The sequence below is a fragment of the Enterobacter sp. BIDMC 30 genome, from assembly GCF_000534355.1.
Lineage (GTDB): Bacteria > Pseudomonadota > Gammaproteobacteria > Enterobacterales > Enterobacteriaceae > Enterobacter > Enterobacter ludwigii.
Genome location: NZ_KI973169.1, coordinates 2,976,915 through 3,001,794, shown reverse-complemented (window position 1 = coordinate 3,001,794; position 24,880 = coordinate 2,976,915). Strand labels below are relative to the sequence as shown.

Genomic DNA, 24,880 nt, shown 5'->3' with positions numbered 1-24,880 from the left:
CATGACTGCGATTTATAAGGACGCGGGACGTCCCGTGCATGAACGCGTCGTCGACCTACTGGCACGCATGACCCCGGAAGAGAAGTTCGCCCAGATGCATGCCTACTGGTTGATCCTCGATGAAAACGGTAACCACCGCGAACGCAGCGATCTGAGCGATGAATTCGCGGGCGTGAGCGAACAGGCTGCGCTTAGCGAACGGCTGAAACTGGGGGTGGGACAGATTACGCGTCCACTGGGCACCCATATCGTTGATGCGAAAACAGGCGTGCGTGCCGCTAACCGCCTGCAGCGCATGATGATGGAAGAGACGCGCCTCGGTATTCCGGCGCTGTTCCATGAAGAGTGCCTGGTGGGGCTGTTGTGCAAAGATGCCACGCTGTTCCCGTCGTCGCTGAACTACGGTTCGACCTGGGATCCGCAGCTGGTGCTGCGTGCGGCAGAACAGATTGGCAAAGAAGCACGCTCTGTTGGCTGCCAGCAGGGGCTGGCCCCGGTGCTGGATGTCTCTCGCGACGTTCGCTGGGGACGCACCGAAGAGACCTTCGGAGAAGACCCGTGGCTGGTGGGGGTGATGGCCACGGCATACGTGAAGGGTTTGCAGGGCGATAAGCGTGATCTTCTGGCAACGCTCAAACATTATGTGGGCCACTCCTTCAGCGAAGGGGCACGCAACCACGCGCCGGTGCATCTTGGCTTTAGCGAACTGAACGACACCTTCCTGCTGCCGTTTGAGATGGCGGTGAAGCTGGCCAATGCCGGTTCGGTGATGCCTGCCTATCACGATATCGATAACCAGCCCGGACACAGCGACCACTTCCTGATGACAACCGTGCTGCGTGAACAGTGGGGGTTCGATGGGATCATCGTTGCGGACTACGGCGGCGTGAGCCTGCTGCACCAGCATCATGGCATCTCGCACGATGCCGCCGAATCTGCAGCGCTGGCCTTCAATGCCGGGCTGGATGTCGAACTACCAAAAGATGACTGCGCGCGTCATCTGGCAGAAGCCGTTGAGCGCGGACTGATTTCCATGGCGAAAGTCGATGAAATAGTGGCACGCGTCCTGACCGAAAAATTCCGTCTTGGCTTGTTTGAAAAACCGTATGCCGATGAACAGGGCATCGATTTGCAAAATGAGGCAACGCGTCAGGTTGCAAGGGAAGTGGCGACCCGTTCGCTAACGCTGCTTGAGAATAACGGCATTTTGCCCCTCGGCGGCAACCCTCGCGTGGCGGTCGTCGGGCCAACGGCAGACGATCCGCTGGCGCTCCTCAGCGGTTACAGTTTTCCGGTGCACTTAATTATTAGCGACATGGTGGAAGAGACCTCGCAGGTCACGACACCGCGCGCGGCGCTTGAGCAGTATCTGGGGGCCTCGCGGGTACGTTATGCCAAAGGCTGTCACATTATCGAAAAACGGATGGCGGGTGCGCCGGTGTTTCCGGGTGACAGCGGCGGTAAACCCATGCAGCAATCTCCGGTCTCGCAGCGTACCGACCTGATCCCTGAAGCCGTGAAAGCCGCACAGGAGAGTGACGTGGTGGTGGCCTGCGTTGGCGATCTCGCCGGGCTGTTCCAGAGCGGAACCGTCGGGGAGGGCTCTGATACCGACTCTCTGAATCTGCCGGGCGTACAGCAACAATTGCTGGCTGCGCTGGTAGCCACCGGCAAGCCGGTTATCGTGGTCATGACCGGCGGGAGGCCTTACAACCTTCAGGGGCTGGAAGATAACGTCGCCGCGCTGATGATGGCCTGGGCGCCAGGGCAGGAGGGCGGCTGGGCGATTGCGGATGTATTAACGGGCCGCGCTGAACCGCAGGGACGTCTGGTGGTCAGCGTGCCGAAAAGCGCGGGAGCAATGCCCTATTACTACAACCACAAGCTCAAAAGTGGCGGCACACCGTTCGCTTTCCATTTTGGCTCCCGCTATCCCTTTGGCTTCGGTCTCGGCTGGACGCAGTTTAGCTGGGGAACGGCGCGCGTGGCTGAACCCCGCGTTCCGATCGACGGCGAGGTGGTCGTAAGCCTGGATATCACCAATACCGGTGAGCGCAGCGGCAGCGAGGTGGTACAGGTCTATGTCCGGGATAACGTCGCCACGCAGGTGCGGCCGTTGCAGGAGTTGAAGGCGTTCCAGCGCGTCACGCTCTCACCGGGTGAAACCGCCACGCTCACCTTTACGTTGCCCGTTGAGATGTTCAACTTTACCCGTCGTGACGGCAAACGGATCGTCGAACCGGGTGAATTTGAGCTGCAGATTGGTGCATCGTCGGCGGATATTCGCGAGGTAGTGACGGTCAATGTGACCGGGGAAACCCGTGTATTGTCAACGGAATGGCGGATGCTCAGCACCTGTGACGTCAGCCGCGCGTAATCAGGATAAAAAAAAGCCCATCGTGGGAGATGGGCAAAGACTACACACAGCAATTCGTTGTTTCACTCAGGGGATTTCCATGCTTATAAATCAAGGTGTTGATTTATAACCGTGTCCTAATAGTAGGCATGTCAGCTTTTAGCGTCGATCAGATTCGTCTCAATAGTTAAAGAGACGTAAAGATTTCTTGAGGTTAATAGGGGACTTAGAGCCGTAATAGCGGGTCTGACCAGTGCGCAACGAATAAATACTTTAGCAACGTTTAAGTATTAAAGGAGAATATGTAGGCCGGGTACGCGACTGCGTTACCCGGCCTGTCCATTACTGCTTGTTCTTATCTTCCAGCTCTTCCAGTTCGCTCAAAATCACGTCCGGGTCCGTTCCCGGAGGCGGGATTTCGTGCACCCAGGCGGAGAACAGACGCCAGGTCACGGCCAGAAGCACCGGGCCAATAAACAGACCAATCATCCCAAAGGCAATCAATCCACCAATGACGCCTGAGAGAATAAGGATCAGCGGCAGGTCTGCGCCCATGCGAATAAGGATGGGACGAATAACGTTATCCATGGTGCCAACCACGCAGCTCCAGACCAGCAGAACGGTGCCCCACGTGGTATCACCGGTCCAGTACAGCCAGATAATGCTGGGTACCAGCACCAGCAACGGACCCAGTTGCGCAAGGCAGGTCATCAGCATGACCACGGTGAAGACGGTGGCGTACGGCACGCCAGAAATCGCAAGACCAATACCGCCCAGCACCGCCTGAACCAGCGCCGTTACCACGACGCCAAGCGCAACCGCGCGCACGGCCTGCGCCGCCAGCAGAACCGCGGCATCACCCCGTTTGCCCGCCAGGCGAGTGGCAAAATGACGCACGCCTAAAGCCACCTGCTCACCGCGCCAGTACAGCAGGGCGCTAAAGACCAGCATCAGCGTACAGTGCATCATAAAGCGGCCAATGTGCGCTGCCTGACCCACAAACCAGGTGGTAGTGGTGCCAATATACGGGCGCACTTTCGCCATCAGCGCGCTGCCACCCATCTCCAGCAGGCCATGCCAGCCGCTGTAAAGTTTTGCGCCAACAACCGGAATGCTGTTAAGCCAGGCGAGATCCGGCGGCGTCAGATCGCCACTGGTCACGGCGCGAATCACCGGGCCGCTGGAGTCGACAAGGCTGTTGACCAGCAGCGCAACGGGAATAATGAACAGCAGGAACAACAGCAACGTCATCACCAGGACCGCCAGCCCACGACGTCCGAAGAGCAGTTTCTGCAACCGTAACAGTAAAGGCCAGGTGGCAACCACAACGGTTGCAGCCCAGGCGAAGCCGAGAATGAAGGGTTGAACGATCCACAAACACGCAATAATCATGAGGGCCAGGAACAGCACCGACAGCAAAATTTGCGCAACATCCCTGGGCTGGCGAAGATTGACCATAAATGAAACTTTCCTTAATTGAACACCAGCGTGGCTGGCGGGAACGGAAAACCGCGATTCTCTAATCATTAATGATTTCAGCGATTTTTGACAGGCGAATTCTGCCTGTAATTCTGCAGAGCGTATAAGAAAAAAATGTGATAAAACTTTTACGATACACGCAAACGATTTCACACCTCTAATTAGGGTCGACAGTAATGATCCCACAGATTTCTCAGGCACCTGGCGTCGTTCAGCTGGTGCTTAATTTTTTGCAGGCACTGGAGCAACAGGGTTTTACAGGGGATACCGCCACACATTATGCCGACAGGCTGACAATGGCGACCGACAACAGTATCTACCAGCTTCTTCCCGATGCAGTCGTGTTTCCCCGTTCAACGGCCGATGTGGCGCTTATTGCGCGACTGGCAACGCAGGAGCGATTTACCTCGCTGGTGTTCACGCCACGCGGCGGCGGCACCGGCACCAATGGTCAGGCGCTGAACCAGGGCATCATCATTGATATGTCGCGCTATATGAACCGCATCATTGAGATCAATCCCGAAGAAGGATGGGTGCGTGTCGAAGCGGGCGTCATCAAAGATCAGCTTAATCAGTACCTCAAGCCTTACGGTTACTTCTTTGCCCCCGAGCTCTCTACCAGCAACCGTGCGACAATTGGTGGGATGATTAACACCGATGCCTCCGGGCAGGGGTCGCTGGTCTACGGTAAAACCTCCGATCACGTTCTTGGCGTGCGCGCGGTGCTGCTGGGCGGCGATATCCTGGATACCCAGCCGATGCCGGTCGAACTGGCGGAAACGCTGGGTAAAGACAACACGGCCAACGGGCGGATTTACCGCACCGTGCTTGAGCGCTGTCGCGATAACCGCCAGCTGATCCTCGACAAATTCCCTAAACTGAACCGCTTCTTAACCGGCTACGATCTGCGTCATGTCTTTAACGATGACCTGACGCAGTTTGATTTAACCCGCGTGCTGACCGGCTCCGAAGGGACGCTGGCATTTATTACCGAGGCGCGGCTGGACATTACGCCGCTGCCGAAAGTGCGTCGGCTGGTGAACGTCAAATACAACTCCTTCGATTCTGCCCTGCGAAATGCACCCTTTATGGTTGACGCGCGGGCGCTGTCGGTGGAAACCGTCGACTCTAAAGTGCTTAATCTGGCTCGGGAAGACATCGTCTGGCACTCGGTGAGTGAGCTTATCACCGATGTACCTGATAAAGAGATGTTGGGTCTCAACATCGTTGAATTTGCCGGCGATGACGAAGCGCTGATTGAAAGCCAGGTCACCACGCTCTGTCAGCGGCTGGACGAACTGATTGCAGCAGGCGAAGGTGGGGTGATTGGCTGGCAGCTTTGCAGCGAACTTTCCGGCATTGAGCGTATTTACGCGATGCGTAAAAAAGCGGTGGGGCTGCTGGGCAACGCGAAGGGGGCTGCCAAACCGATTCCCTTTGCTGAAGACACCTGCGTCCCGCCTGAGCATCTGGCGGATTACATCGTTGAATTCCGCGCCCTGCTGGACAGCCACGGTCTGAGCTACGGCATGTTCGGCCACGTGGATGCCGGGGTGCTGCATGTGCGTCCTGCGCTGGACATGTGCGATCCGCAGCAGGAGATCCTGATGAAGCAGATCTCCGACGATGTGGTGGCGTTGACCGCGAAATATGGCGGCCTGCTCTGGGGAGAACACGGGAAAGGGTTCCGCGCGGAGTACAGCCCGGCGTTCTTCGGTGAAGCGCTCTACGCTGAACTGCGTAAGGTCAAAGCGGCATTCGATCCGGATAACCGTCTCAACCCGGGTAAAATTTGCCCGCCAGAGGGCGTCGATGCCCCAATGCTGCAGGTGGACGCCGTCAAGCGCGGCACCTATGACAGACAAATCCCGATTGCGGTGCGCGCCTCCTGGCGCGGTGCAATGGAATGTAACGGTAACGGTCTGTGTTTCAACTTCGACGTGAAAAGCCCAATGTGTCCGTCGATGAAAATTACCAGTAACCGCATTCACTCGCCCAAAGGCCGCGCGACGCTGGTCCGCGAATGGCTGCGTCTGCTGGCCGACCGCGGGGTTGATCCGCTGAAGCTGGAACAGGAATTACCGGAAAAACGCGCCAGTCTGCGCTCGCTGATTGAACGTACCCGCAACAGCTGGCATGCGAACAAAGGCGAGTATGATTTCTCCCACGAGGTGAAGGAGGCCATGTCCGGCTGCCTGGCCTGTAAAGCCTGCTCAACCCAGTGTCCGATCAAGATTGATGTGCCGGAGTTTCGCTCACGCTTCCTGCAGCTTTACCATACCCGCTATCTGCGTCCAATGCGTGACCATCTGGTGGCGACGGTGGAGAGCTATGCCCCGCTGATGGCGCGTGCGCCGAAGACCTTTAACTTCTTCATCAATCAGCCGCTGGTGCGAAAGCTTTCCGAAAAACATATCGGGATGGTGGACCTGCCGCTGCTGTCAGTCCCTTCGCTACAGCGTCAGCTCGTGGGGCACCGCTCGGCGAACATGACGCTGGAGCAGCTTGAGGCGCTGACCCCTGAGCAGAAAGCCAATGTGGTGCTGGTGGTGCAGGATCCGTTTACCAGCTACTACGATGCCCAGGTGGTGGCCGATTTTATCCGTCTGGTAGAAAAACTGGGCTATCAGCCGGTGGTACTGCCGTTCTCACCAAACGGCAAAGCGCAGCACATTAAAGGTTTCCTTACCCGTTTTGCGAAAACGGCGCGGAAAACCGCTGACTTCCTCAACCGGGTGGCGCAGCTAGGGATGCCGATGGTTGGTGTCGATCCGGCGCTGGTGCTCTGCTACCGCGATGAGTATAAGCAGACGCTGGGGGAGCAACGCGGTGATTTCCACGTCATGCTGGTGCACGAGTGGCTGCCGGCGGCGCTGCAACAGGCGACCGTGAAGGATGTGAGCGGTGAATCGTGGTATCTGTTCGGTCACTGCACGGAAGTGACGGCACTGCCGGGCGCCCCGGCGCAGTGGGCTTCTATCTTTGCCCGCTTCGGGGCGAAGCTTGAGAGCGTCAACGTGGGCTGCTGTGGCATGGCAGGTACCTACGGGCACGAAGTGAAAAACCACGCGAACTCGCTCGGTATCTATGAGTTGTCGTGGCATCAGGCGATGCAGCGTTTGCCGAGGAACCGCTGTCTGGCCACGGGCTACTCCTGCCGAAGCCAGGTGAAACGGGTTGAAGGGAACGGGGTGCGACACCCATTACAGGCTTTACTGGAGATAATTGGATGATCTGGAAACGAGCCGTGACGCTGCAGGCGCTGAATGCCATGGGCGAGGGGAATATGGTAGGGCTGCTGGACATTCAGTTCACTCGTATTGGCGAGGATGAACTGGAGGCTACGATGCCTGTCGATCATCGCACGCATCAGCCGTTTGGTTTATTGCACGGCGGCGCATCCGTCGTGCTGGCCGAAACCCTGGGGTCCGTGGCGGGCTATCTTTGCACCGAAGGGGAGCAAAAGGTCGTCGGGCTGGAGGTGAACGCGAACCATATTCGCTCGGTGCGAAGTGGACGGGTGCGCGGCGTTTGTCGCGCGCTACACGCCGGTAGCCGCCATCAGGTGTGGCAGATTGACATTCTTGACGAGCAGGATCGGCTCTGCTGCTCGTCGCGACTGACGACGGCGGTCGTGTAAAGTTTTCAGATGTTTTGCCTTTGGTCAAAAACTAGCCAGTCTCTTGTGATATACTGGTCAGGTTTTGTACATAAGCGAGGACATCATGGATACTGAAATAACCCCAACACAGCTGGCAATTGAATATTTACGTCGTGATAAAAGCAACCTGTCTCCGGCGCAGTACCTGAAAAAGCTGAAACAGCTTGAACTGGAGTTCACAGATTTGCTGGCGCTCTCTTCAAATGAGCTTAAAGAAGAGATCTACTTTGCCTGGCGGTTGGGCGTTCACGTCCATTGATCGTGACAGTAAAAAAAGGCCGCGTCAGCGGTCTTTTTTGTATCTGACGTTCAGTACCGGGCAGGCAGTTTATTGATTTTAACGAGCCTGCCATCTTCTATCTCAATGAACCCGCCTGTTTTCAAATCCGCCAGAATACGCATCACCCCGCTGCGCGACAGCTGGGTTTTTTCGCGAATATACCGCTCTGCGGTGATGGCGTTGCGATAACTCTCATCTTCATCCATCAGCTTTATCAATTGCTGGCGAATCATCTCATAGGCCGTGGGCGCGCCCTGAGGCATCACATTATTGTATAGCCGGTTATAAACAAACATCAGGTGCTTAGACAACAACCCCCATAACCCATTCTTTTTGATAACGGCTTCTACCTGAGCGGTGGTAAGCATACCCGTCAGGCAGGGGGTCACGGTTTTAAGATAATCATTGAAGTAGATATCTGTCAGATTGGCGAGGCCAAAAAGCGCCGGGCTACGTGCGGTGGTGAGCATCATGTTGTCGCTTCTGCGGTAGATAGCAACGGTGTCTTCGAGGATCAAATAGCACACGCTCTGGCCATTAACCTGGAGATCCAGCTGTTCGCCGGGAGCAACGTTGCGCGTGGTACAGTAGGGTTGCAGGAATGAAATCAGTTCTCGCGCGTAAGGAGAACCACGATGCATTTTTTCAGTAGAGGACATAACCTATAACCCGTAGCGATAACCCCCCTGATTATAGCGTTACTCCTTATCGTAAACACGAGGCTAATCAGTATTTACGTGGTAAATGACGGATTTCCAGCAGCACGCCACGCTCCATCGTGATGTACTTTCCGGTACGCAGTTCCGCGAGAATACGCATAATCCCACTGCGTGAAAGGTAGGTTCGACTCTTGATATACGCTGCCGCCGTGATATTTTTCCGTACGGCATCTGGCTCCTGCATCAGTTCGACCAGCTGGAACCGGATTATGTCATAGGCTGACATCTGCGATATTTGCGCGCAGTGCTCGTATACCCGGGAGGCGGTATAGATGAGTAGCTTTGAAAAATGTTCCCATAAGTTTTTCTCCGCCACGATCTTATTAAAATTATCCAGAGAGACATGCGCTATTTCTGAGGTTTCAAGCGCTCTGACGTACAGATGTTCAGAGGAGAACTGGCTGCTGACACCCAGAATAAAAGGTGAGGATTCTGAGTTTAAAACAATACCATCGCCACGACGATGCAGTGCAACGCTGCCGTGTAACAGCAAAAAACAGAGGCGAACATCATTATTGTGATACTGAATAATTTCGCCTTTCGCGAGAATATGCCTTTCCGTAAAAGGCAGCACAGTACTGATTAACTTATCAATATGGGCATACGGCTTTAAATCCAGTACGGTAGATTTTACATCGGTGAGGACCGCTGTCATTCGCGTGTTCATAAGGTGCTCCACTGCTTTCATTGCGATCATGGGTGACCGGCGTAGAGAATTATCTTAAAAAACAGCGACTACGGGAATATGCAGCACAGGTCTAAAAGTAGACTTTCAATATTATCCTGACTAACATTTTGAATTTAATGATCTTAACACTCCGGTCTATTATTAGACTGCCCGTTATATGCATAAGGCATTCCTTATTTACAATGTTTTATTTTTGTTAATTACGGGTCTACGGAAAGACTCCGAAAATGATTGTCGACGTCAACGGAGTTGTATAAATTTTATTTCATCGACAGCAAGTCATATGCGTCTTCAGACGTTTAATGAAATAAAGTTATTTCATTTTTTTTGCTGCTGTCTGTAAAAGGCAAAGCATTAAGCGGGTGAAAAAACCGACGCGTCTTTTTGTCTGAATGTTAATAATAAATAAAGTGATACAGGATATAGCATGATGAAAAAAACACTTCTTCTGGCAACGATCGCAGCAGGTTCCGTACTGACAATGGCCAATGCGTTTGCCGCTGCAGGTACCGTTAATTTTAACGGTAATATTCTGGATTCTGCCTGTGATGTTGATGTGGCATCGCAGAACCAGGTGGTTGTACTTGGGGATTATTATAAAACAGAGTTTACCGCGACGGGGGCGAGAACTGCGGCAACGAAATTCGATATTATTTTGAAAAATTGCCCGGTCTCGGTCACGAATGCCAAAGTGCGCTTTGACGGTACTCCGGATGCGTCTAATAGCAATCTTCTGGCGATTGACACCTCCGTGGCGGGGGCCGCAACGGGCGTGGCGATCAACCTGATGACTGCGGATAAAGCCGACCTGCCTCTGCATGGCAGCAATGGTTACACCTACATGCTCAGCAGCTCCGCAGACAATACGCTCAATTTCTATGCCCAGTATATTTCGACCACGGCCAGCGTCACGGCGGGCCCGGCGAATTCTGTCGCCAACTTCTCGGTGGTTTATAACTAGCTCTTTTGCCTGAACGTCGGGGCCGCCCCGGCCCCCAATTTTATGAGGAACAGAATGTATTTTTTCAGAACCCCTTTACTGGCAACAGCGTTGTTATCTCTGATGCTGTCAACGGCTCATGCCGGCGTCATTATTGGTGGTACGCGCATTATTTTTGATGGCGCTAAAAAGGAAACGTCACTCAGTGTGAATAACCCTGATGGTACGCCGTATTTAATTCAGTCATGGATCGACGTGCAGGAAGGGGCGTCAGGCAAGGTGCCTTTTATTATTACGCCGCCTTTGTATCGTCTGGATGGCGGGCAAAAAAACGTTGAGCGCATCGTGATGACGGGGGCACTGCCTCAGGATCGGGAAAGTTTATTCTGGCTGAATATTAAAGCGATACCGTCTGCCTCAACGCAGATGAACGCATTACAAATTGCGGTTAAAACGCGCATCAAACTGATTTATCGGCCCGCTGAGCTGCACGCGTCCACGCCTGACGAACAGGCCAGTCAATTACGCTGGCGCAGAACCAGAAATGAACTTCAGGTTAATAACCCGACAGCGTATGTCATCAATTTTAATGAAATCACCCTTGGGGGTAAAAAAATCGATGACGTGTCGTATGTCTTACCCGGTGGCTCAGTCCGTTTCACGTTACCGCAAGGGGCCAGCAGCAGCGTACTGACGTTTAAAGTGATTAATGACTTCGGCAGCCCTGGGGGCGCGCATCAGGCAACCTTATAACCGGTGAAACGCGGGCATTGCCTGTCATAAATGAGTTAAAAGCGATGGCAATACACTATTTTCGGGCTCGACCTGCACCCCTGGCGACAGTGATCGGATTAATACTTGCAGGTTCATCGCAGGCGCTTTTTGCCGGTGAGACATTTAATGCCGAACTGGTTGAACTTGATAATCCGGGAAGAGGGAGAACGGATTTATCGGCATTTGAATCCGGATCGCAGGCACCCGGCACCTATCACGTCGATATTGTTCTTGATGACCAGCTAATGGCGACCCGCGATATCACCTTTACTGCAGTAAAAGACGAAAAGGGCAATGACGTCCTCCGGCCGTGCCTGAGTCTTGACCAGTTAAAACAGTGGGGCGTGAGAACCACGCTTTTCCCGCAGCTGGCGGCGAACAACGGTGAATGCGCAAACCTTCAGGCGATCCCGCAGGCCAGCAGCGATTTTCAGTTTGGCGCACAGCGGCTGGTGATCAGCATTCCTCAGGCCGCCATCGACCTGCCTGCCAGGGACGCGGTCCCGCCAGAGATGTGGGATGAGGGGATTAATGCCGCCATGCTTAATTACAGTCTGAGCGGCGCAAACGCGTGGGCGAAGAACACTCGCGGCAGCCAGAATGATAGCCAGTACGCCAACCTGCGCCCCGGGGTCAATATCGGGCCGTGGCGCTTACGTAATTACACCACCTGGTCACGGGATTCCAGCGGTGAGGATCGGTGGGACAACGTGTATACCTATGCGCAGCGCGCCGTCATTCCGCTGAAAGCACAGCTGATTATCGGGGACAGTACCGCACCGGCGGATGTATTCGACAGTATGCCATTTCGCGGCGGTCAGCTGGCCTCGGATGATGACATGCTGCCGGACTCTCTTAAAGGCTATGCGCCCGTGGTCCGCGGCATCGCGCGAACCAATGCGCAGGTGGTGGTCCGCCAGAATGGTTATCAAATTTATCAGAGCTACGTGGCGCCAGGCGCGTTTGAAATCTCGGACATGTATCCCACCGGCGGCGCAGGCGATCTGGATGTGACCATCAAAGAGGCTGACGGGAGTGAGCAGCATTTCACGCTGCCTTATGCCTCGCTGCCGGTCCTGCAGCGGGAAGGACGACTGAAGTATGCGGTGACGGCCGGGCAGTATCGCGCCTACAACAGCCGCGTGGAGAAAACGTCTTTTGGTCAAATCACCGGTATTTATGGGATTCAGCACGGCATCACCCTTTACGGTGGGATGCAGGGGTCTGATAAATACCGTTCAGTGGCGTTTGGCATCGGTAAAAATATGGGGGATATCGGCGCGATCTCTGCCGACGTGACCCAGGCCTGGTCAACGCCGAATAACACCGACAAAACATCCGGTCAGTCCTTGCGCGCGCGTTACAGCAAAAATATGGCGAAGACCGGGACAAACTTTTCAATTGCGGGATACCGATATTCAACCCGTGGCTATTACGGGATGCAGGACGTGCTGGATTCCTACGGCGACAGCAGTGCCCTGCAGGACCGGCGGCGTAACCGTGCTGAACTGACCATGAGCCAGACGCTGGGCGGCGCACTGGGTTCACTGACGCTCAGCGCCGCACGCGAAGATTACTGGAATTCTGGTCAGGCGATGGCCTCCTGGAGCGTGGGCTACAACAATGACTGGAACAACGTCAGTTACGGTTTGACCTGGACCTACAGCAAGAATGGACGCGGGAGCGCGCAAAACGCGGACCACGATCGGTTGCTGGCCTTTAACGTCAGCGTACCGTTGGACAAATTCTTGCCGCGTACCTGGGCTAACTATGGCATGAACGCCAGTAAGCACAACGGCACGACGCACGTGGTCGGGCTGAACGGCGTGTCTCTGGAAAACAGCGCCCTGAACTGGAACGTGCAGCAAGGTTATGGCACACAGGGCACGGGAAATACCGGCAACCTGAACGGCGACTATAAAGGCACCTATGGCGAAATTGTCGCGGGCTACAGCTACGACAAACACAACGAGCGCCTGAATTACGGGTTGCAGGGGGGCGTCATTGCTCACCGTGACGGCATCACGCTTTCGCAGCCGCTCGGTGAAACCAATATCCTGGTGAAAGCGCCGGGTGCACACGGTGTCGATATTCGCAATCAACCCGGGGTTCGTACGGATTACCGCGGGTATACGGTGGTTAATAATCTGTCGGTATACCGAAAAAACGACATCACTCTTGAGCCGGAAACTATGCCGGATGACGTGGAACTTGAGATTAATACGCGCACCGTAACACCGACCCGCGGGGCGATAGTGGAAGCCGATTATGTGTCTAAAATCGGGCGCCGGGTGCTAATGACCCTGTCCGACGGGCAATATGCCGTTCCGTTTGGTGCAGTTGTCACGCTCAAAGGCGACAGCAACAGCAGCTTTATTGTGGGCGACCGTGGTCAGGTCTATTTAACGGGACTGCCCGGACAGGGAGAAATCGTGGCAATCTGGGGAAATCAACCCGGTCAGCAGTGCCGCGCGCAGTTTAGCCTGCCTGCACAACCCACCTACGGCGGAATAACTGACGTTAACGCGCTTTGCCGCCAGGAAGGTTAAAAATGAAATTTGCTTTATCTCTGATCCTGCTCTGTTTACTGAGCGGGTGGAATAGCGCCCGTGCCGGCACCTGTACAACCATCACGCCGCAAATATCGACGATATCTGTGGGCACGATTAACGTGCAGCGTGATGCCCCCGTGGGCACCATTATTTTTTCTCGCGCCGCCTCATCAACGGGAACCTATTTAACGGGATGTTCTAACCCGCTGATGCTGGGATTCAGTATGCGATATAACAATGGGAACCTGAGCAGCTACGGTAACCATGTTTATGCCACCAATGTCAGCGGTATTGGTATTCGCTTTTCCTCGGGGAATTATTTTGAAAACCCGGCTTACACGTTTTCGTATAACGCGGTGACGTCGTATGTGGATTGGTTTGGTGGAAAAGTTGAGCTGGTGGTGACCGGCCCGGTAACGTCGGGCGCTTTAACGCCGGGGGTTATCGGAACCGTGGCGCTTCAGGGAAGTGACGGTGTTTATCGTGACGGTCTGACGGTCCAGTTAACTGACGGCACAATTAATGCGCTGGCATGCACGATAACGACGGCGCAGTTGACGTTCCCGATAGGCGATATTCCGGCCTCATCGTTTGGCTCCGTTATTGGAACCACGCCATCCGGCGCCCAAAATACGCAAAATCTGGGGTTAACCTGCAGTGCCGGCACCAATATCAGTGTGTCACTCAGCGGTATGCAAAATCCGGACAGCGCCAATACCAGCGTCATGGCATTAACCGGTCAGGGGAATGCCGGTACGGCAAAAGGGGTAGGGGTTCAGCTACTTTATAACGGTTCTCCTTTGGTAATGAACGGTCGCCTGTTATTAAAACAGTCTGCGGGAGGACAGGAGACGCTCCCGTTAACCGCGCGCTATTACCAGACGTTAACCACCGTGGAATCAGGCTCGGCAAATGCGTCAGCCACGCTCACGATAACCTATCAATAACCGGTGAGATGATGAAAATAATTCCCGCGGCGTTGCTTGTGTCGGGTTTACTGTGCGGCAAAGCGCTATGTGCAGACAGCGTAAATATCGGGGTCACCGGAAATATCGTGGCCTCACCCTGCCTGTTTAATAACGGCAATACGAATCTCGATATTAATCTGGGCAATATCCAGGCGAGTAATATGGTGACGCCAGGATCATCCTCAGACCCGGTTACGTTTGATCTGTTATTTACCCAATGTCCGGTGGGGACGCGTAGCGTCACCGCTACCTTTACGGGTACACCCGACCCTGTTGCCGGCGCCGACTATTACATTAACCGCGGTACGGCCACCCACGTGGCGATAGCAATGCGCGAGGCCGGAAGTGGCATACTGAAAGGGAACGGCTCCAGCATGACGGAATATGTCGCCTCAGACCGGACGGCGAAGATGGCCATGCAGGCTGCGGTTATATCCACCGGAGGCAGGGCGACGCCCGGCACCCTCAGCGCAGTGGTGGTCATTACGCTGCAATACAATTAAGTCGCGCGGGATTTCACGCGCATTTTTGCTTCCCGTCGGTGTGGTCTATGTTGAATATTTTAATTAGCGAGACGGATTCGTTATTTCAGTCTGGTCTGCAGTATTTTTTTATGGATTTCTTTTGGCGTAATTTTAATGACTGTATTCACTTTGATTATGAAATGACGCCGCATAACGTCAGCACGGCGGATATTATTGTCCTCTCTTTATGCCAGGGAGAAACCCTGACCTGTTTTCCGGAATTACAGTCACGGCAAAAAGGCATTGTGATCGGCTGGGTTGACGATGAGCAACGCTCTACGGCGTCGCAATCCTGTTATCAGGATATTATTTTCATCTCCCGCAGGGCCTCTCTTGACATGATTGGCGAGACGGTAGGGTGTGCGTGGCGTAAAACGCAGTTGAAGGGACATGTGCTGCAGAAAACGTCCTGTTTCGATTGCGAGCATAAAATATTATCACCGCAGCAAATACGCATCGTCATGAACCTGTATAAAGGCTTATCCGTTATGCAGACGGCAGACGCGTTACAGATCGGCTATAAGACCGTTTTTGCGCACAAGTACATGATCATGCAAAAATTTAACCTGCGAAGTGATTATGAGCTTATCGCGCTGCTCAACAGGATGGTGAAGAAAAAAGGCACCCCCAATATTTTTCGTTATTCTGTGAGACAGGGTTTCCAGGACCGCCCCTGTCTGGAGGCGTAAAGGCACTTTTATTGATGACAGGAATAACGGAAACAAGTGTTCGGTTATGAAACTTTAGAGTTGCATCTGCAGCATGTTATTTTTACGTTTTATATAACGATTAATTAGCGATGCAAATTCATAAAACCCTGAAACCGATTTTTGTGACCAGGTTCAAGTGTGTGGGGCCGGAATGTTTAATTTCCTGCTGCCGCGGCTGGACAATTTCCATTGATAAAAAAACGCATCAAAAATATCTTTCATCAACGCATCCCGGTATCGCTGCAATCGCCAAAGACAATCTGATTCTGCAGCGTAAAGGCAAAGTAAACTATTCCCGTATTAAACTGGATGAAAATGGGGAGTGTCCGTTTATCGATGAAAATAAGCTCTGTATGGTACACCGTGATTTAGGTGAAAGTGCCTTATCGCACACCTGCAGTACTTATCCCCGAAGCTCCACCCGCTATCTGGATGAAACTCGCCACAGCATGACCCTTTCATGTCCGGAAGTGGTCAGGCGGGTTCTCTTCGACCCCGATGCGATGTTATTGCAGGAGCAGGATGAACTGCTGGCCGTTTATAAAACCAATCTGATTGGTCAGCGCCAGTCTATGCCTCAAAGCAGCCAGGTCATTCATCTCCTTGCGTGGAAAATAATCCAGTCGCCAGCGAGGAATGTTGAAGAAAATTTGATGGCTCTGGCTCAGTTGATCCTGACCTTACAGCATGTGAACTTCGATTTGCACAATCAGTATGAGCAGGTTGAACGCTTTTACGAAGCCTTGCTGGAAGCGTTGCAGAGCGGTAAATCGCTGCTCTCTGAAAGCAATGTCGGGCGATCAAATGCGATGAAATATCTGGCGTTGTCGATCCTCGGCACGAACGTGGCGCGAGATTCTGCACGGGATGGGTATATCAACGAAGGGCATCGGCAAATTGCTGACTTTTTGAATTTCAGCCATGACAGCGATCCCGCCAGGCTGGCGCAGAAATTCGACGCGATTAACCAGCAGTGGGGGAAACTTTGCCAGGAATCCTGTTTGTCAGAGCCGTACGTATTACGCAACTATCTGTTGTACAAACTCTACAGCGGCTATTTTCCGGGTAAGAATACTGCCACCATTATGCGTCAGTTTTATCGCATCGTTCTGGACTTTTTCTACCTGAAAGTTTTCCTGAGCGTCAAATCAATGGATGAACGACTGGACCAGCAGATGGTCATGAAAACCATCGCCAGCTTCTCAGAAAAGACCCTGCACAATCAGACCATTGATGCCCGTATGGATTTTGCTATCGATAAGATTAACGGTGGGGACGACCTCTCGTGCCTGCTGCTCATTGGCTAACGTATAACGAGGCTCGCCGTGGCGAGCCTCTTTTTCCTCAGACGTTCACCGCCGTGATTAACCGCGTCTTCATGGTCTGATAAGACGACGCTGCAAAGTCTTCCGCCCAGCGTTGGTCTTCAATCGCCTCAAGCTTAACCGCACAATACTTGGTTTCTGGGGTTTTGGAGACCGGGTCAAGGTTATCTTGCGTCAGTTCGTTACAGGCACCAATCCACCACTGGTAAGTCATATAAACCGCGCCGGCATTGATGCGCTCGCTGATGCTGGCACGGGTAATGACTTTGCCCCGACGGGAATTCACCCACACCAGCTGTCCGTCTTTAATGCCCAGGTTGTCCGCATCAAGGGGGTTCATTTGTACACGGCCTGGTTCGTCGGCAAGGCTTTGCAGCGCGGCGCAATTGCCGGTCATTGAACGGCAGGAGTAGTGGCCGACCTCACGCACGGTGCAGAGCACCAGCGGATACGTTTCGTCCGGGATCTCGGCAGGCGCGCGCCAGGCTGCCGCAAAAAGCTGGCCTTTGCCGCTCGGCGTATCGAACTGGTTATCTTTATAGAGATACGGCGTCCCCGGGTGATCGAGCGTTGGACACGGCCATTGCACATGGCCCATTTCACCCATTTTTTCATATGTCACGCCATAGAACAGCGGACAGAGCTCGCGCATCTCGTCCCAGATCTGCTGGTTGGATGCGTAATGCATCGGATAGCCCATTTCGGTAGCAAGCAGGCTGATGATCTCCCAGTCACGTTTCACGTTGCCGCTGGCCTCAATGGCTTTACCGAAACGCTGGAAACCGCGGTCGGCACAGGTAAAGACGCCCCCGTGTTCTCCCCACGATGTGGCAGGTAACAGAACATCCGCCACTTCCGCCGTTTTCGTCATAAAGATGTCCTGAACCACCACAAAATCGAGTGCTTCAAAACCGCGGCGCACCAGCCCCAGATCGGCTTCAGTCTGCAGCGGATCCTCGCCCATGATGTAATAGGCTTTTACCTTGCCTTCCAGCGCAAGGTGAGGGACTTCGGTGATACGCGTTCCAACCTCTTTGTCCATAATCCCGACATCGATTCCCCAGGCAGTGGCGAATTTCTGCCGGACCGCCGGGTCCGTAACGTCCTGATACCCCGGGAACATATTGGGCAGAACGCCCATATCACATGCGCCCTGAACGTTGTTTTGACCACGTACTGGCCCAACGCCGACGGCAGGTCGACCAAGATTTCCGGTCAGCAGCGCCAGGCTGGAGAGACCTTTGACCACGTCTACAGCCTGACCAAACTGCGTTACGCCCATGCCCCACATGACGGTGGCGGAAGGCGCAGCCGCGAACGTCCGCATCGCCTGACGCACATCCCGGGCTGGAATGCCGGTGAGATGTTCGACGTTTTCGGGCGCGTAGTCTTTGACCGTTTCCCGATAAGCGTCAAGCCCTTCGGTGAAGCGCGCGACGTAGTTTTTGTCGTACAGCTCCTCTTCCAGAAGGACATAGCCAAACGCATTGACCAGCGCCATGTTGCTGCCGTTTTTCAGCTGCAGGTGCTGGTCGGCAATGCGTGCGGTTTCAATGCGACGGGGATCGCAGACGATGATTTTCGCGCCATTTTCGCGGGCTTTTAAGACCCGACGGGCGACGATGGGGTGCGAATCGGCGCAGTTATAGCCAAACACCAGCAGGCATTTTGAGTTTTCAATATCGTTAATGGAATTGCTCATTGCACCGTTGCCGAGGGTTTCCTGTAACCCGGCAACAGAAGGGCCGTGACAGACGCGCGCGCAGCAGTCCACGTTGTTGGTATTCAGCACCGCACGGGCAAATTTTTGCATCACATAGTTCGTTTCATTCCCTGTTCCCCGGGAGGAACCGGTGGTCATGATGGACCGTGGGCCATACTGCTCTTTTATGCCCCTGAGTTTATGGGCGGTATAGCGGATAGCCTCTTCCCAGGTGACGGGGGTAAAAGCCTCTCCCTTGTGGTAGCGGATCATGGGCTGAGTCAGACGGGGGGTAAGCAGACGCGTATCGTTCAGGAAGTCCCAGCCATAAAAGCCTTTCAGGCACAGGGTGCCCTGGTTTGTTACGCCTTCGGCCGCTTCGGCACGGAGGATACGGTTATTTTCGACGACAAGGTTTAATTTGCAGCCTGCACCACAGTAGGGGCAGACGCTGGCGATTTTTTTCATCAATAACAGACCTGTTAAGAAATGAAGCAAAGTTGACTGGGTAGCCCAGTCCCGTAAACGGGAGTAAGCAGGAACCATGCCACATTTACTTTGTAGGTTTTACAGGGTGTTATACGAGGAGGGAACGTGTCATCGTCAACCCGATCGTCAGTTTTGACGATGACACGTTAGTATTCACAGAGGGGAGGGTTTTTAGAGATCGTCCATGGTGTGACCCACAACGATTTCCAGGGTCTTACGAATGACATCTGCCTGCACAACGTCGTTTGTGGATTCCAGCGTCTGGATCAGCCACAAAATGATCGCTTTGTTGGACAGGTGTCCTTCAGAAGCCAGAACACAGCGTACTGCAGTAGAAAAAACAGCGGACTCTTCAGCAAAACGATCGCCTGCGTGACGGAAATATTCCGACAGCGCGCTTTCTAAAAAAGCGGAATGGTATTCGGGTTGAAGCTGAATATTTTGTCTCATTTGTTCTCACCGTAGCTGTAAAATTGCAGTCAATGTATTTTCCTGGGATCGGACGGTTTTCCATTTCCAAATAACGGCACTACATTGTCTCTTTTAACGTTGAGAGATCCCTCTCTATCAGTTCGTCCTTGCGCGGTTCTGCGACGTTTCAGGGCGATGTTGTTTGAACCGATATCGGCAATCACCATCGCAAGTGTCTCCCGCCGCTGGGGATCCTTTTCATGCGCTTTCATATCCCGCAGACGCTGAACCAGAGCTTCGGTTGTGACGGGGCCTCGCTCTTTCAAAAGAGAAAGAACGGCTTCACCGATAAGCTGGTCAATCAGTCGGTCTGCATCACTGCTGTTCATAACATTACCGTTCGAAAAGCAGACCAAGCAGCATGTGGTAATGCTGTTCCTCTTCAGGCCCATCGGCCTTTTCGAGGCGGCTTAAGAGTTTGGTACAGAGCGATTTGCGATTCAGATTTCGCCCGTCGCTAAGAATCTCAACCACGACCTGACCGAGCGTCTCCTGTTGGGTAGGAAGCGCGGCCTTCTCGAAGTAGTGCGCGATCGCTGCTGCTGAATCTGCGACATAATCCTTCTGCTGCATGTTTCGCTCCTGTAAAAAAATGTAATCACTAACGTTACATTTAAGGTATACACAATTTCCAAATCTGTACATAGAAAATGTACAATTTTTTAAAATAATTGTGATATATTTTATAAATTCTATGTTTATCAGGCGGTTGAGTCATAAAGGTGAAGCATTTTCGTTACAGAATATATTGTACAATACGCACGGTGATGGATAAGTTGTACAACGCAGGAAACGGATGCATTAGGTGCCGTAAATGGTTGAGATGTAAATTATTTGTCACGTAATTAATATGCTATAACAGATGTTTACCGACGTGTTTTTGTGGCCAACCCCTAACCCCCTTCAGGATAAGCATGCTTACAACCATCATATACCGCAGTCATATCTGCGAGGACGTTCCAGTGAAAGCGCTGGAAAACATGGTAGCTGCTGCAAATAGTAAAAACCGGCAATCCAATGTCACGGGGATCTTGCTGTTTAACGGCACGCATTTTTTTCAGTTGCTCGAAGGCCCAGCGGAAAACGTTTCATCCATTTACGAGCAGATTTGCCAGGACACGCGCCACCATAACGTGGTGGAGCTGATGCGCGATCACGGCCCCTCCCGACGCTTCGGCAAGGTTGGCATGGAGCTTTTTGACTTGCGTCAGTTCGACAGGGAAGAGGTGCTTCAGCAGGTTCTCGACAAAGGCACCAGCAGGTATCAACTAACATATAGCGATCGCGCCCTGCAGTTTTTCCGCACCTTCGTGGAGGCCACGGAGAAAGCCAACTATTTTGAACTGCCTCCTGCAGATGCCTGGGATTTTATCCCGGAAGAGACGCCTTTATCGGCGCAACCGGAGGTGGTGGCTAAAGGCGCGGATTGCAGCTTTGCGTTCCAGCCTATCGTGGATCCGTTTATGCAGCAGGTCGTCTCCTGGGAGGCCTTGATCCGCACGCCCACCGGTGAATCGCCCGGGGCCTATTTTGCCCAAATTCCTCGTGAAGAGGTGTACGCCTCTGATTTGAAAAGCAAGCAGGTTGCGCTCTCCATGGCGAGCGCTCTGGGATTACAGGATCAGACATTATCCATTAACCTGCTGCCCATGACGCTGGTCAACGTGCCTGGCGCCGTGGATTTCCTGCTGACGGCCATTGACGCGAATGGCTTTGTGCCGGAGCAGATTGTGGTGGAATTCACCGAGAGCGAAGCGATTTCCCGTTTTGAAGAGTTTACCCATTCGGTCAGGCAGCTAAAAAGTGCCGGTATCAGCGTAACCATCGATCACTTTGGTGCCGGTTTTGCCGGTCTGCAGTTACTGGCGCAATTCCAGCCTGACAGAATTAAGATTAACCGCGATCTGGTCGCGAATGTGCACAAAAGCGGCCCGCGGCAGGCCATCATTCAGGCGATTATCACCTGCTGTTCCTCGCTGGAGATCCAGTTCTGTGCCGTTGGCGTTGAGAAGCCTGAAGAGTGGATGTGGCTGGAGTCTGCAGGCATTTCCCAGTTCCAGGGGCATCTGTTTGCCAGCCCGCGTCACGGGGGAATTCCGGCGATCGCGTGGCCAGAGAAGAAGTTTGAATTTTGAGAAAGCTGTACATAAACCTGCAAGCTTGACTGTACGCACGGCAAAATTTGTACAACAATACATTAACGGGTGAAGGGACTTGTATACCCTTCACCCGCTCAAAAAGAGGCCTTAGTTATACAAATGGTTTGTACAATCTGATAAGGTTGGTCTGGTTGGGTATGGAAGTTCTAAGCGTGAGGGAGTTAATGGCCTATTACAGTATCGGCGAAGTGGCCGAACGATGCGGTATCAACCCCGTTACGCTGCGTGCCTGGCAGCGCCGTTATGGATTGTTGAAGCCGCAGCGAAGCGAAGGGGGCCATCGTCAGTTTGACGATGAAGATATCCTGCGTATTGAAGAGATCAAACGCCTGATGAAAAGCGGCGTTTCGGTCGGCAAAGTCAAAGGCTTGCTGGAAAACAAAGAAGTGATGACTCAGGGTAACTGGGCATCAATCCAGGAAGAGATGATGACGGTTTTGCGTTACGCCAGCCCGGCAAAGCTGCGCGCCAAAATAGGCGAGTTCCGCCGCGATCACGCGATGGATGCGCTTATCGATAATATTATTTCTCCCGTTCGTCAGCGAATGAATCAGGATCAAAATACGGTGCGTCATATGGCGAGCCTGCTTGACGGTGTGCTGATAGAGTTTGCTGTCGCAAGCCTGGCGGAGTCACGTAAGAAAGCCGGTAAAGATGCTCTGCTTATTGGCTGGGAGTGCGATGACCGGACCCACCTGTGGCTTGAGGCTGCGCGTCTGGCACAGAAGGGGTGGCATATTGACGTGCTGGCCGACCCGATTGATTCCCCTCGTCCGGAGCTTTTTCCTGGGCAAAGAATTTTCGTCTGGACCGGTAAAGCCCCGACGCCGCGTCAGCAGGAACTGCTTGACCACTGGCGTGAACAGGGTTTTGTTGTCTCCTTTCATCATTAATTTCCGCAGGCCTTGAAGGCCTTTTTTTTTGCTCGTCGTTCCCCTGGATAAAATCTATCTTAAAAATAGGCATTTCCGATGCATATTTTACTTTTCCCCTTTACTCCGCTTTTCTGATTCGATAACCCATTATTTTTCAAAGTATTGAACAATTAAATCCATCCCGCCCGCATCCGCTGACAGGGTCTATGCTTAATAAAAGTATGCAAAAAGGGCGATTTAGCCCAATGCCCCTGCTGACAGAGGGTTGAAGTGATAATCGTTATCACTAACATGGTGTTATGCCCTGGGGCTTATTAGATGAGGTGGACCTATGGAATTGCATTCAGAAACCTTCAATCCTGCCGACTTCGCCTGGCGTGGCTTAACGCTCACGCCAGCGGCGGCGGCACATATTCACGAACTGGTGGCGAAAAAGCCAGAGATCCTCGGCGTGCGCCTGGGGGTGAAACAGACCGGCTGCGCAGGATTCGGTTACGTGCTCGATACCGTCACAGAACCCGAGAAGGATGATCTGGTATTCGAAACTGACGGCGCAAAATTGTATGTCGCCCTGCAGGCCATGCCGTTTATTGACGGCACGGAAGTGGACTACGTACGTGAAGGTTTAAACCAGTTATTCAAATTTCATAACCCGAAAGCCCAGAACGAATGTGGGTGCGGCGAAAGCTTTGGGGTATAGGCGGTACTATGTCTCGTAATACTGAAGCAACGAGTGATGTTAACACCTGGAGTGGCGGCCACCTCAATTATAAAGAGGGGTTCTTTACCCAGCTGCAGACCGATGAACTGGCGAAAGGCATCAATGAAGATGTCGTCCGGGCGATCTCGGCCAAGCGTAATGAACCTGAGTGGATGCTGGCGTTTCGTCTGAGCGCCTTCCGGGCCTGGCTGGAAATGGAAGAACCTCACTGGCTGAAAGCGCATTATGACAAGCTGAACTATCAGGATTACAGCTACTACTCTGCGCCATCCTGCGGGAGTTGCGACGACACCTGCGCCTCACAGCCTGGCGCGGTGCAGCAAACCGGTGCGGACAACAGCTTCCTGAGCAAAGAAGTGGAAGAGGCGTTTAACCAGCTGGGTGTGCCTGTTCGCGAAGGGAAAGAGGTGGCGGTGGACGCCATTTTTGACTCCGTCTCAGTGGCGACAACCTACCGTGAAAAACTGGCAGAGCAGGGGATTATTTTCTGCTCCTTCGGCGAAGCGATTCACGAGCACCCTGAGCTGGTGAAAAAGTACATCGGCACCGTGGTGCCGAGTAACGATAACTTTTTTGCCGCGCTAAACGCGGCGGTAGCGTCTGATGGCACCTTTATCTATGTGCCAAAAGGCGTTCGCTGCCCGATGGAGTTGTCGACCTATTTCCGCATCAACGCGGAAAAAACCGGTCAGTTCGAACGCACTATTCTGGTGGCCGATGAAGGTAGCTACGTCAGTTACATTGAAGGGTGCTCCGCACCGGTCCGTGACAGCTACCAGCTTCACGCCGCGGTGGTTGAAGTCATCATCCATAAAGATGCCGAGGTAAAATACTCCACGGTGCAGAACTGGTTCCCGGGCGATGGCAACACCGGCGGTATTCTGAACTTCGTGACCAAGCGTGCGCTGTGCGAAGGCGAAAACAGCAAAATGTCCTGGACCCAGTCGGAAACCGGCTCTGCGATCACCTGGAAATACCCGAGCTGTATTCTGCGTGGGGATAACTCGATCGGTGAGTTCTACTCCGTGGCGCTGACCAGCGGCCATCAGCAGGCAGATACGGGTACCAAGATGATCCACATCGGTAAAAACACCCGGTCGACCATTATTTCCAAAGGCATCTCCGCCGGGCACAGTCAGAACAGCTATCGTGGGCTGGTCAAAATCATGCCGACGGCCACCAATGCCCGAAACTTTACCCAGTGTGACTCGATGTTAATAGGCGCAGACTGCGGGGCACACACCTTCCCGTACGTTGAATGCCGTAACAATACCGCCCAGCTTGAGCACGAGGCGACGACGTCACGTATTGGGGAAGATCAGCTCTTCTACTGCCTGCAGCGCGGGATCAGTGAGGAGGATGCCATCTCAATGATTGTGAACGGCTTCTGTAAGGATGTGTTCTCTGAACTGCCGCTGGAATTTGCCGTTGAAGCCCAGAAACTCCTCGCCATTAGTCTTGAACACAGCGTCGGTTAAGGAAAGCAC

General features: G+C 53.3%; 22 protein-coding genes and 1 other RNA gene. 15 read left to right on the top strand and 8 right to left on the bottom strand.

The window, feature by feature from the left end:
• Position 1: 1 nt before the first annotated feature.
• Complete coding sequence (locus L466_RS08200) at positions 2–2,377, top strand: glycoside hydrolase family 3 N-terminal domain-containing protein (protein WP_032681191.1); 2,376 nt, start codon at positions 2–4, stop codon at positions 2,375–2,377.
• 5 nt (positions 2,378–2,382) lie between these two features.
• Here the strand turns inward: L466_RS08200 and rprA are convergent.
• Positions 2,383–2,490, bottom strand: an RNA gene (gene rprA / locus L466_RS23215) — antisense sRNA RprA.
• Between the two features lie 208 nt (positions 2,491–2,698).
• A complete protein-coding gene (ydiK, locus tag L466_RS08205) occupies positions 2,699–3,814 on the bottom strand; it encodes an AI-2E family transporter YdiK (protein ID WP_020884383.1) in 1,116 nt (371 codons plus the stop codon).
• A 197-nt stretch (positions 3,815–4,011) separates the two neighbouring features.
• Here ydiK and L466_RS08210 point away from each other — a divergent pair, with 197 nt between their 5' ends.
• From L466_RS08210 to L466_RS08220, 3 genes are all read left to right on the top strand, one after another.
• On the top strand, positions 4,012–7,068 hold the full coding sequence (locus L466_RS08210; protein ID WP_032677991.1) for a D-2-hydroxyglutarate dehydrogenase YdiJ: 3,057 nt from the start codon (positions 4,012–4,014) through the stop codon (positions 7,066–7,068).
• Positions 7,065–7,475, top strand: coding sequence for a 1,4-dihydroxy-2-naphthoyl-CoA hydrolase (gene menI / locus L466_RS08215; protein ID WP_020884381.1), 411 nt, complete (start codon positions 7,065–7,067; stop codon positions 7,473–7,475). Before L466_RS08210 ends, menI begins: the two co-directional genes overlap by 4 nt.
• Before the next feature lie 85 nt (positions 7,476–7,560).
• Complete coding sequence (locus L466_RS08220) at positions 7,561–7,755, top strand: YdiH family protein (protein WP_003857766.1); 195 nt, start codon at positions 7,561–7,563, stop codon at positions 7,753–7,755.
• 50 nt (positions 7,756–7,805) lie between these two features.
• Here L466_RS08220 and L466_RS08225 read toward each other — a convergent pair whose 3' ends face one another.
• Together L466_RS08225 and L466_RS08230 are read right to left on the bottom strand one after the other, a co-directional pair.
• Positions 7,806–8,435 (bottom strand): winged helix-turn-helix transcriptional regulator, encoded by a 630-nt coding sequence (locus tag L466_RS08225; protein WP_032681190.1) that lies wholly within the window; start codon positions 8,433–8,435, stop codon positions 7,806–7,808.
• Between the two features lie 67 nt (positions 8,436–8,502).
• Positions 8,503–9,162: a winged helix-turn-helix transcriptional regulator gene (locus L466_RS08230; RefSeq protein WP_025204381.1), complete on the bottom strand. Its 660-nt coding sequence runs from the start codon at positions 9,160–9,162 to the stop codon at positions 8,503–8,505.
• A 451-nt stretch (positions 9,163–9,613) separates the two neighbouring features.
• On the opposite strand from L466_RS08230, the gene L466_RS08235 reads away from it, so the two are divergent.
• The 7 genes from L466_RS08235 (at position 9,614) to fliB (ending at position 16,958) form a co-directional block, all read left to right on the top strand.
• The gene (locus L466_RS08235; protein WP_020884377.1) at positions 9,614–10,144 is read left to right on the top strand and encodes a fimbrial protein; all 531 of its coding nucleotides are present in this window, start codon (positions 9,614–9,616) and stop codon (positions 10,142–10,144) included.
• 54 nt (positions 10,145–10,198) lie between these two features.
• A complete protein-coding gene (locus L466_RS08240) occupies positions 10,199–10,876 on the top strand; it encodes a fimbrial biogenesis chaperone (RefSeq protein ID WP_032681189.1) in 678 nt (225 codons plus the stop codon).
• A gap of 44 nt (positions 10,877–10,920) precedes the next feature.
• The gene (locus L466_RS08245; protein ID WP_032681188.1) at positions 10,921–13,446 is read left to right on the top strand and encodes a fimbria/pilus outer membrane usher protein; all 2,526 of its coding nucleotides are present in this window, start codon (positions 10,921–10,923) and stop codon (positions 13,444–13,446) included.
• Between the two features lie 2 nt (positions 13,447–13,448).
• Positions 13,449–14,396 (top strand): fimbrial protein, encoded by a 948-nt coding sequence (locus L466_RS08250; RefSeq protein WP_020884374.1) that lies wholly within the window; start codon positions 13,449–13,451, stop codon positions 14,394–14,396.
• A gap of 8 nt (positions 14,397–14,404) precedes the next feature.
• A complete protein-coding gene (locus tag L466_RS08255; RefSeq protein ID WP_014169728.1) occupies positions 14,405–14,920 on the top strand; it encodes a fimbrial protein in 516 nt (171 codons plus the stop codon).
• 47 nt (positions 14,921–14,967) lie between these two features.
• Positions 14,968–15,630, top strand: a complete 663-nt coding sequence (locus L466_RS08260; RefSeq protein ID WP_032681187.1) for a helix-turn-helix transcriptional regulator — start codon at positions 14,968–14,970, stop codon at positions 15,628–15,630.
• Between the two features lie 110 nt (positions 15,631–15,740).
• Entirely contained in the window at positions 15,741–16,958 is a 1,218-nt protein-coding gene (gene fliB, locus L466_RS08265) for a flagellin lysine-N-methylase (protein WP_032681186.1), read from the top strand.
• 37 nt (positions 16,959–16,995) lie between these two features.
• Here the strand turns inward: fliB and fdhF are convergent, their stop codons facing one another.
• The 4 genes from fdhF to ycgZ form a co-directional block, all read right to left on the bottom strand.
• On the bottom strand, positions 16,996–19,146 hold the full coding sequence (fdhF, locus tag L466_RS08270; RefSeq protein WP_032681184.1) for a formate dehydrogenase subunit alpha: 2,151 nt from the start codon (positions 19,144–19,146) through the stop codon (positions 16,996–16,998).
• Between the two features lie 192 nt (positions 19,147–19,338).
• Positions 19,339–19,617 (bottom strand): biofilm development regulator YmgB/AriR family protein, encoded by a 279-nt coding sequence (locus L466_RS08275; RefSeq protein WP_014169732.1) that lies wholly within the window; start codon positions 19,615–19,617, stop codon positions 19,339–19,341.
• Positions 19,618–19,646: 29 nt separating this feature from the next.
• Positions 19,647–19,967: a hypothetical protein gene (locus L466_RS0122565; RefSeq protein WP_020884369.1), complete on the bottom strand. Its 321-nt coding sequence runs from the start codon at positions 19,965–19,967 to the stop codon at positions 19,647–19,649.
• 4 nt (positions 19,968–19,971) lie between these two features.
• Positions 19,972–20,211 carry a regulatory protein YcgZ gene (ycgZ, locus tag L466_RS08280; protein ID WP_020884368.1) on the bottom strand — a complete coding sequence of 80 codons (240 nt, stop codon included), beginning with the start codon at positions 20,209–20,211 and terminating at the stop codon, positions 19,972–19,974.
• A gap of 341 nt (positions 20,212–20,552) precedes the next feature.
• Here ycgZ and L466_RS08285 point away from each other — a divergent pair, with 341 nt between their 5' ends.
• The 4 genes from L466_RS08285 to sufB all read left to right on the top strand — a co-directional run bounded on the left by L466_RS08285 (position 20,553) and on the right by sufB (position 24,871).
• Positions 20,553–21,773, top strand: a complete 1,221-nt coding sequence (locus tag L466_RS08285) for a diguanylate phosphodiesterase (RefSeq protein ID WP_025204373.1) — start codon at positions 20,553–20,555, stop codon at positions 21,771–21,773.
• A gap of 188 nt (positions 21,774–21,961) precedes the next feature.
• The gene (locus L466_RS08290; RefSeq protein ID WP_020884367.1) at positions 21,962–22,690 is read left to right on the top strand and encodes a MerR family transcriptional regulator; all 729 of its coding nucleotides are present in this window, start codon (positions 21,962–21,964) and stop codon (positions 22,688–22,690) included.
• A 313-nt stretch (positions 22,691–23,003) separates the two neighbouring features.
• The gene (sufA, locus tag L466_RS08295) at positions 23,004–23,372 is read left to right on the top strand and encodes a Fe-S cluster assembly scaffold SufA (RefSeq protein ID WP_008500631.1); all 369 of its coding nucleotides are present in this window, start codon (positions 23,004–23,006) and stop codon (positions 23,370–23,372) included.
• 8 nt (positions 23,373–23,380) lie between these two features.
• Positions 23,381–24,871 (top strand): Fe-S cluster assembly protein SufB, encoded by a 1,491-nt coding sequence (sufB, locus tag L466_RS08300; protein WP_032681183.1) that lies wholly within the window; start codon positions 23,381–23,383, stop codon positions 24,869–24,871.
• The last annotated feature ends 9 nt before the right edge of the window (positions 24,872–24,880 follow it).

What these genes read in the sequence shown, in the direction of transcription:
- L466_RS08200 (WP_032681191.1), top strand. Translation starts at nt 2, where the DNA reads ATGACTGCGATTTATAAGGACGCGGGACGTCCCGTGCATGAACGCGTC.
- ydiK (WP_020884383.1), bottom strand. Translation starts at nt 3,814, where the DNA reads ATGGTCAATCTTCGCCAGCCCAGGGATGTTGCGCAAATTTTGCTGTCG.
- L466_RS08210 (WP_032677991.1), top strand. Translation starts at nt 4,012, where the DNA reads ATGATCCCACAGATTTCTCAGGCACCTGGCGTCGTTCAGCTGGTGCTT.
- menI (WP_020884381.1), top strand. Translation starts at nt 7,065, where the DNA reads ATGATCTGGAAACGAGCCGTGACGCTGCAGGCGCTGAATGCCATGGGC.
- L466_RS08220 (WP_003857766.1), top strand. Translation starts at nt 7,561, where the DNA reads ATGGATACTGAAATAACCCCAACACAGCTGGCAATTGAATATTTACGT.
- L466_RS08225 (WP_032681190.1), bottom strand. Translation starts at nt 8,435, where the DNA reads ATGTCCTCTACTGAAAAAATGCATCGTGGTTCTCCTTACGCGCGAGAA.
- L466_RS08230 (WP_025204381.1), bottom strand. Translation starts at nt 9,162, where the DNA reads ATGAACACGCGAATGACAGCGGTCCTCACCGATGTAAAATCTACCGTA.
- L466_RS08235 (WP_020884377.1), top strand. Translation starts at nt 9,614, where the DNA reads ATGAAAAAAACACTTCTTCTGGCAACGATCGCAGCAGGTTCCGTACTG.
- L466_RS08240 (WP_032681189.1), top strand. Translation starts at nt 10,199, where the DNA reads ATGTATTTTTTCAGAACCCCTTTACTGGCAACAGCGTTGTTATCTCTG.
- L466_RS08245 (WP_032681188.1), top strand. Translation starts at nt 10,921, where the DNA reads ATGGCAATACACTATTTTCGGGCTCGACCTGCACCCCTGGCGACAGTG.
- L466_RS08250 (WP_020884374.1), top strand. Translation starts at nt 13,449, where the DNA reads ATGAAATTTGCTTTATCTCTGATCCTGCTCTGTTTACTGAGCGGGTGG.
- L466_RS08255 (WP_014169728.1), top strand. Translation starts at nt 14,405, where the DNA reads ATGATGAAAATAATTCCCGCGGCGTTGCTTGTGTCGGGTTTACTGTGC.
- L466_RS08260 (WP_032681187.1), top strand. Translation starts at nt 14,968, where the DNA reads ATGTTGAATATTTTAATTAGCGAGACGGATTCGTTATTTCAGTCTGGT.
- fliB (WP_032681186.1), top strand. Translation starts at nt 15,741, where the DNA reads ATGCAAATTCATAAAACCCTGAAACCGATTTTTGTGACCAGGTTCAAG.
- fdhF (WP_032681184.1), bottom strand. Translation starts at nt 19,146, where the DNA reads ATGAAAAAAATCGCCAGCGTCTGCCCCTACTGTGGTGCAGGCTGCAAA.
- L466_RS08275 (WP_014169732.1), bottom strand. Translation starts at nt 19,617, where the DNA reads ATGAGACAAAATATTCAGCTTCAACCCGAATACCATTCCGCTTTTTTA.
- L466_RS0122565 (WP_020884369.1), bottom strand. Translation starts at nt 19,967, where the DNA reads ATGAACAGCAGTGATGCAGACCGACTGATTGACCAGCTTATCGGTGAA.
- ycgZ (WP_020884368.1), bottom strand. Translation starts at nt 20,211, where the DNA reads ATGCAGCAGAAGGATTATGTCGCAGATTCAGCAGCAGCGATCGCGCAC.
- L466_RS08285 (WP_025204373.1), top strand. Translation starts at nt 20,553, where the DNA reads ATGCTTACAACCATCATATACCGCAGTCATATCTGCGAGGACGTTCCA.
- L466_RS08290 (WP_020884367.1), top strand. Translation starts at nt 21,962, where the DNA reads ATGGCCTATTACAGTATCGGCGAAGTGGCCGAACGATGCGGTATCAAC.
- sufA (WP_008500631.1), top strand. Translation starts at nt 23,004, where the DNA reads ATGGAATTGCATTCAGAAACCTTCAATCCTGCCGACTTCGCCTGGCGT.
- sufB (WP_032681183.1), top strand. Translation starts at nt 23,381, where the DNA reads ATGTCTCGTAATACTGAAGCAACGAGTGATGTTAACACCTGGAGTGGC.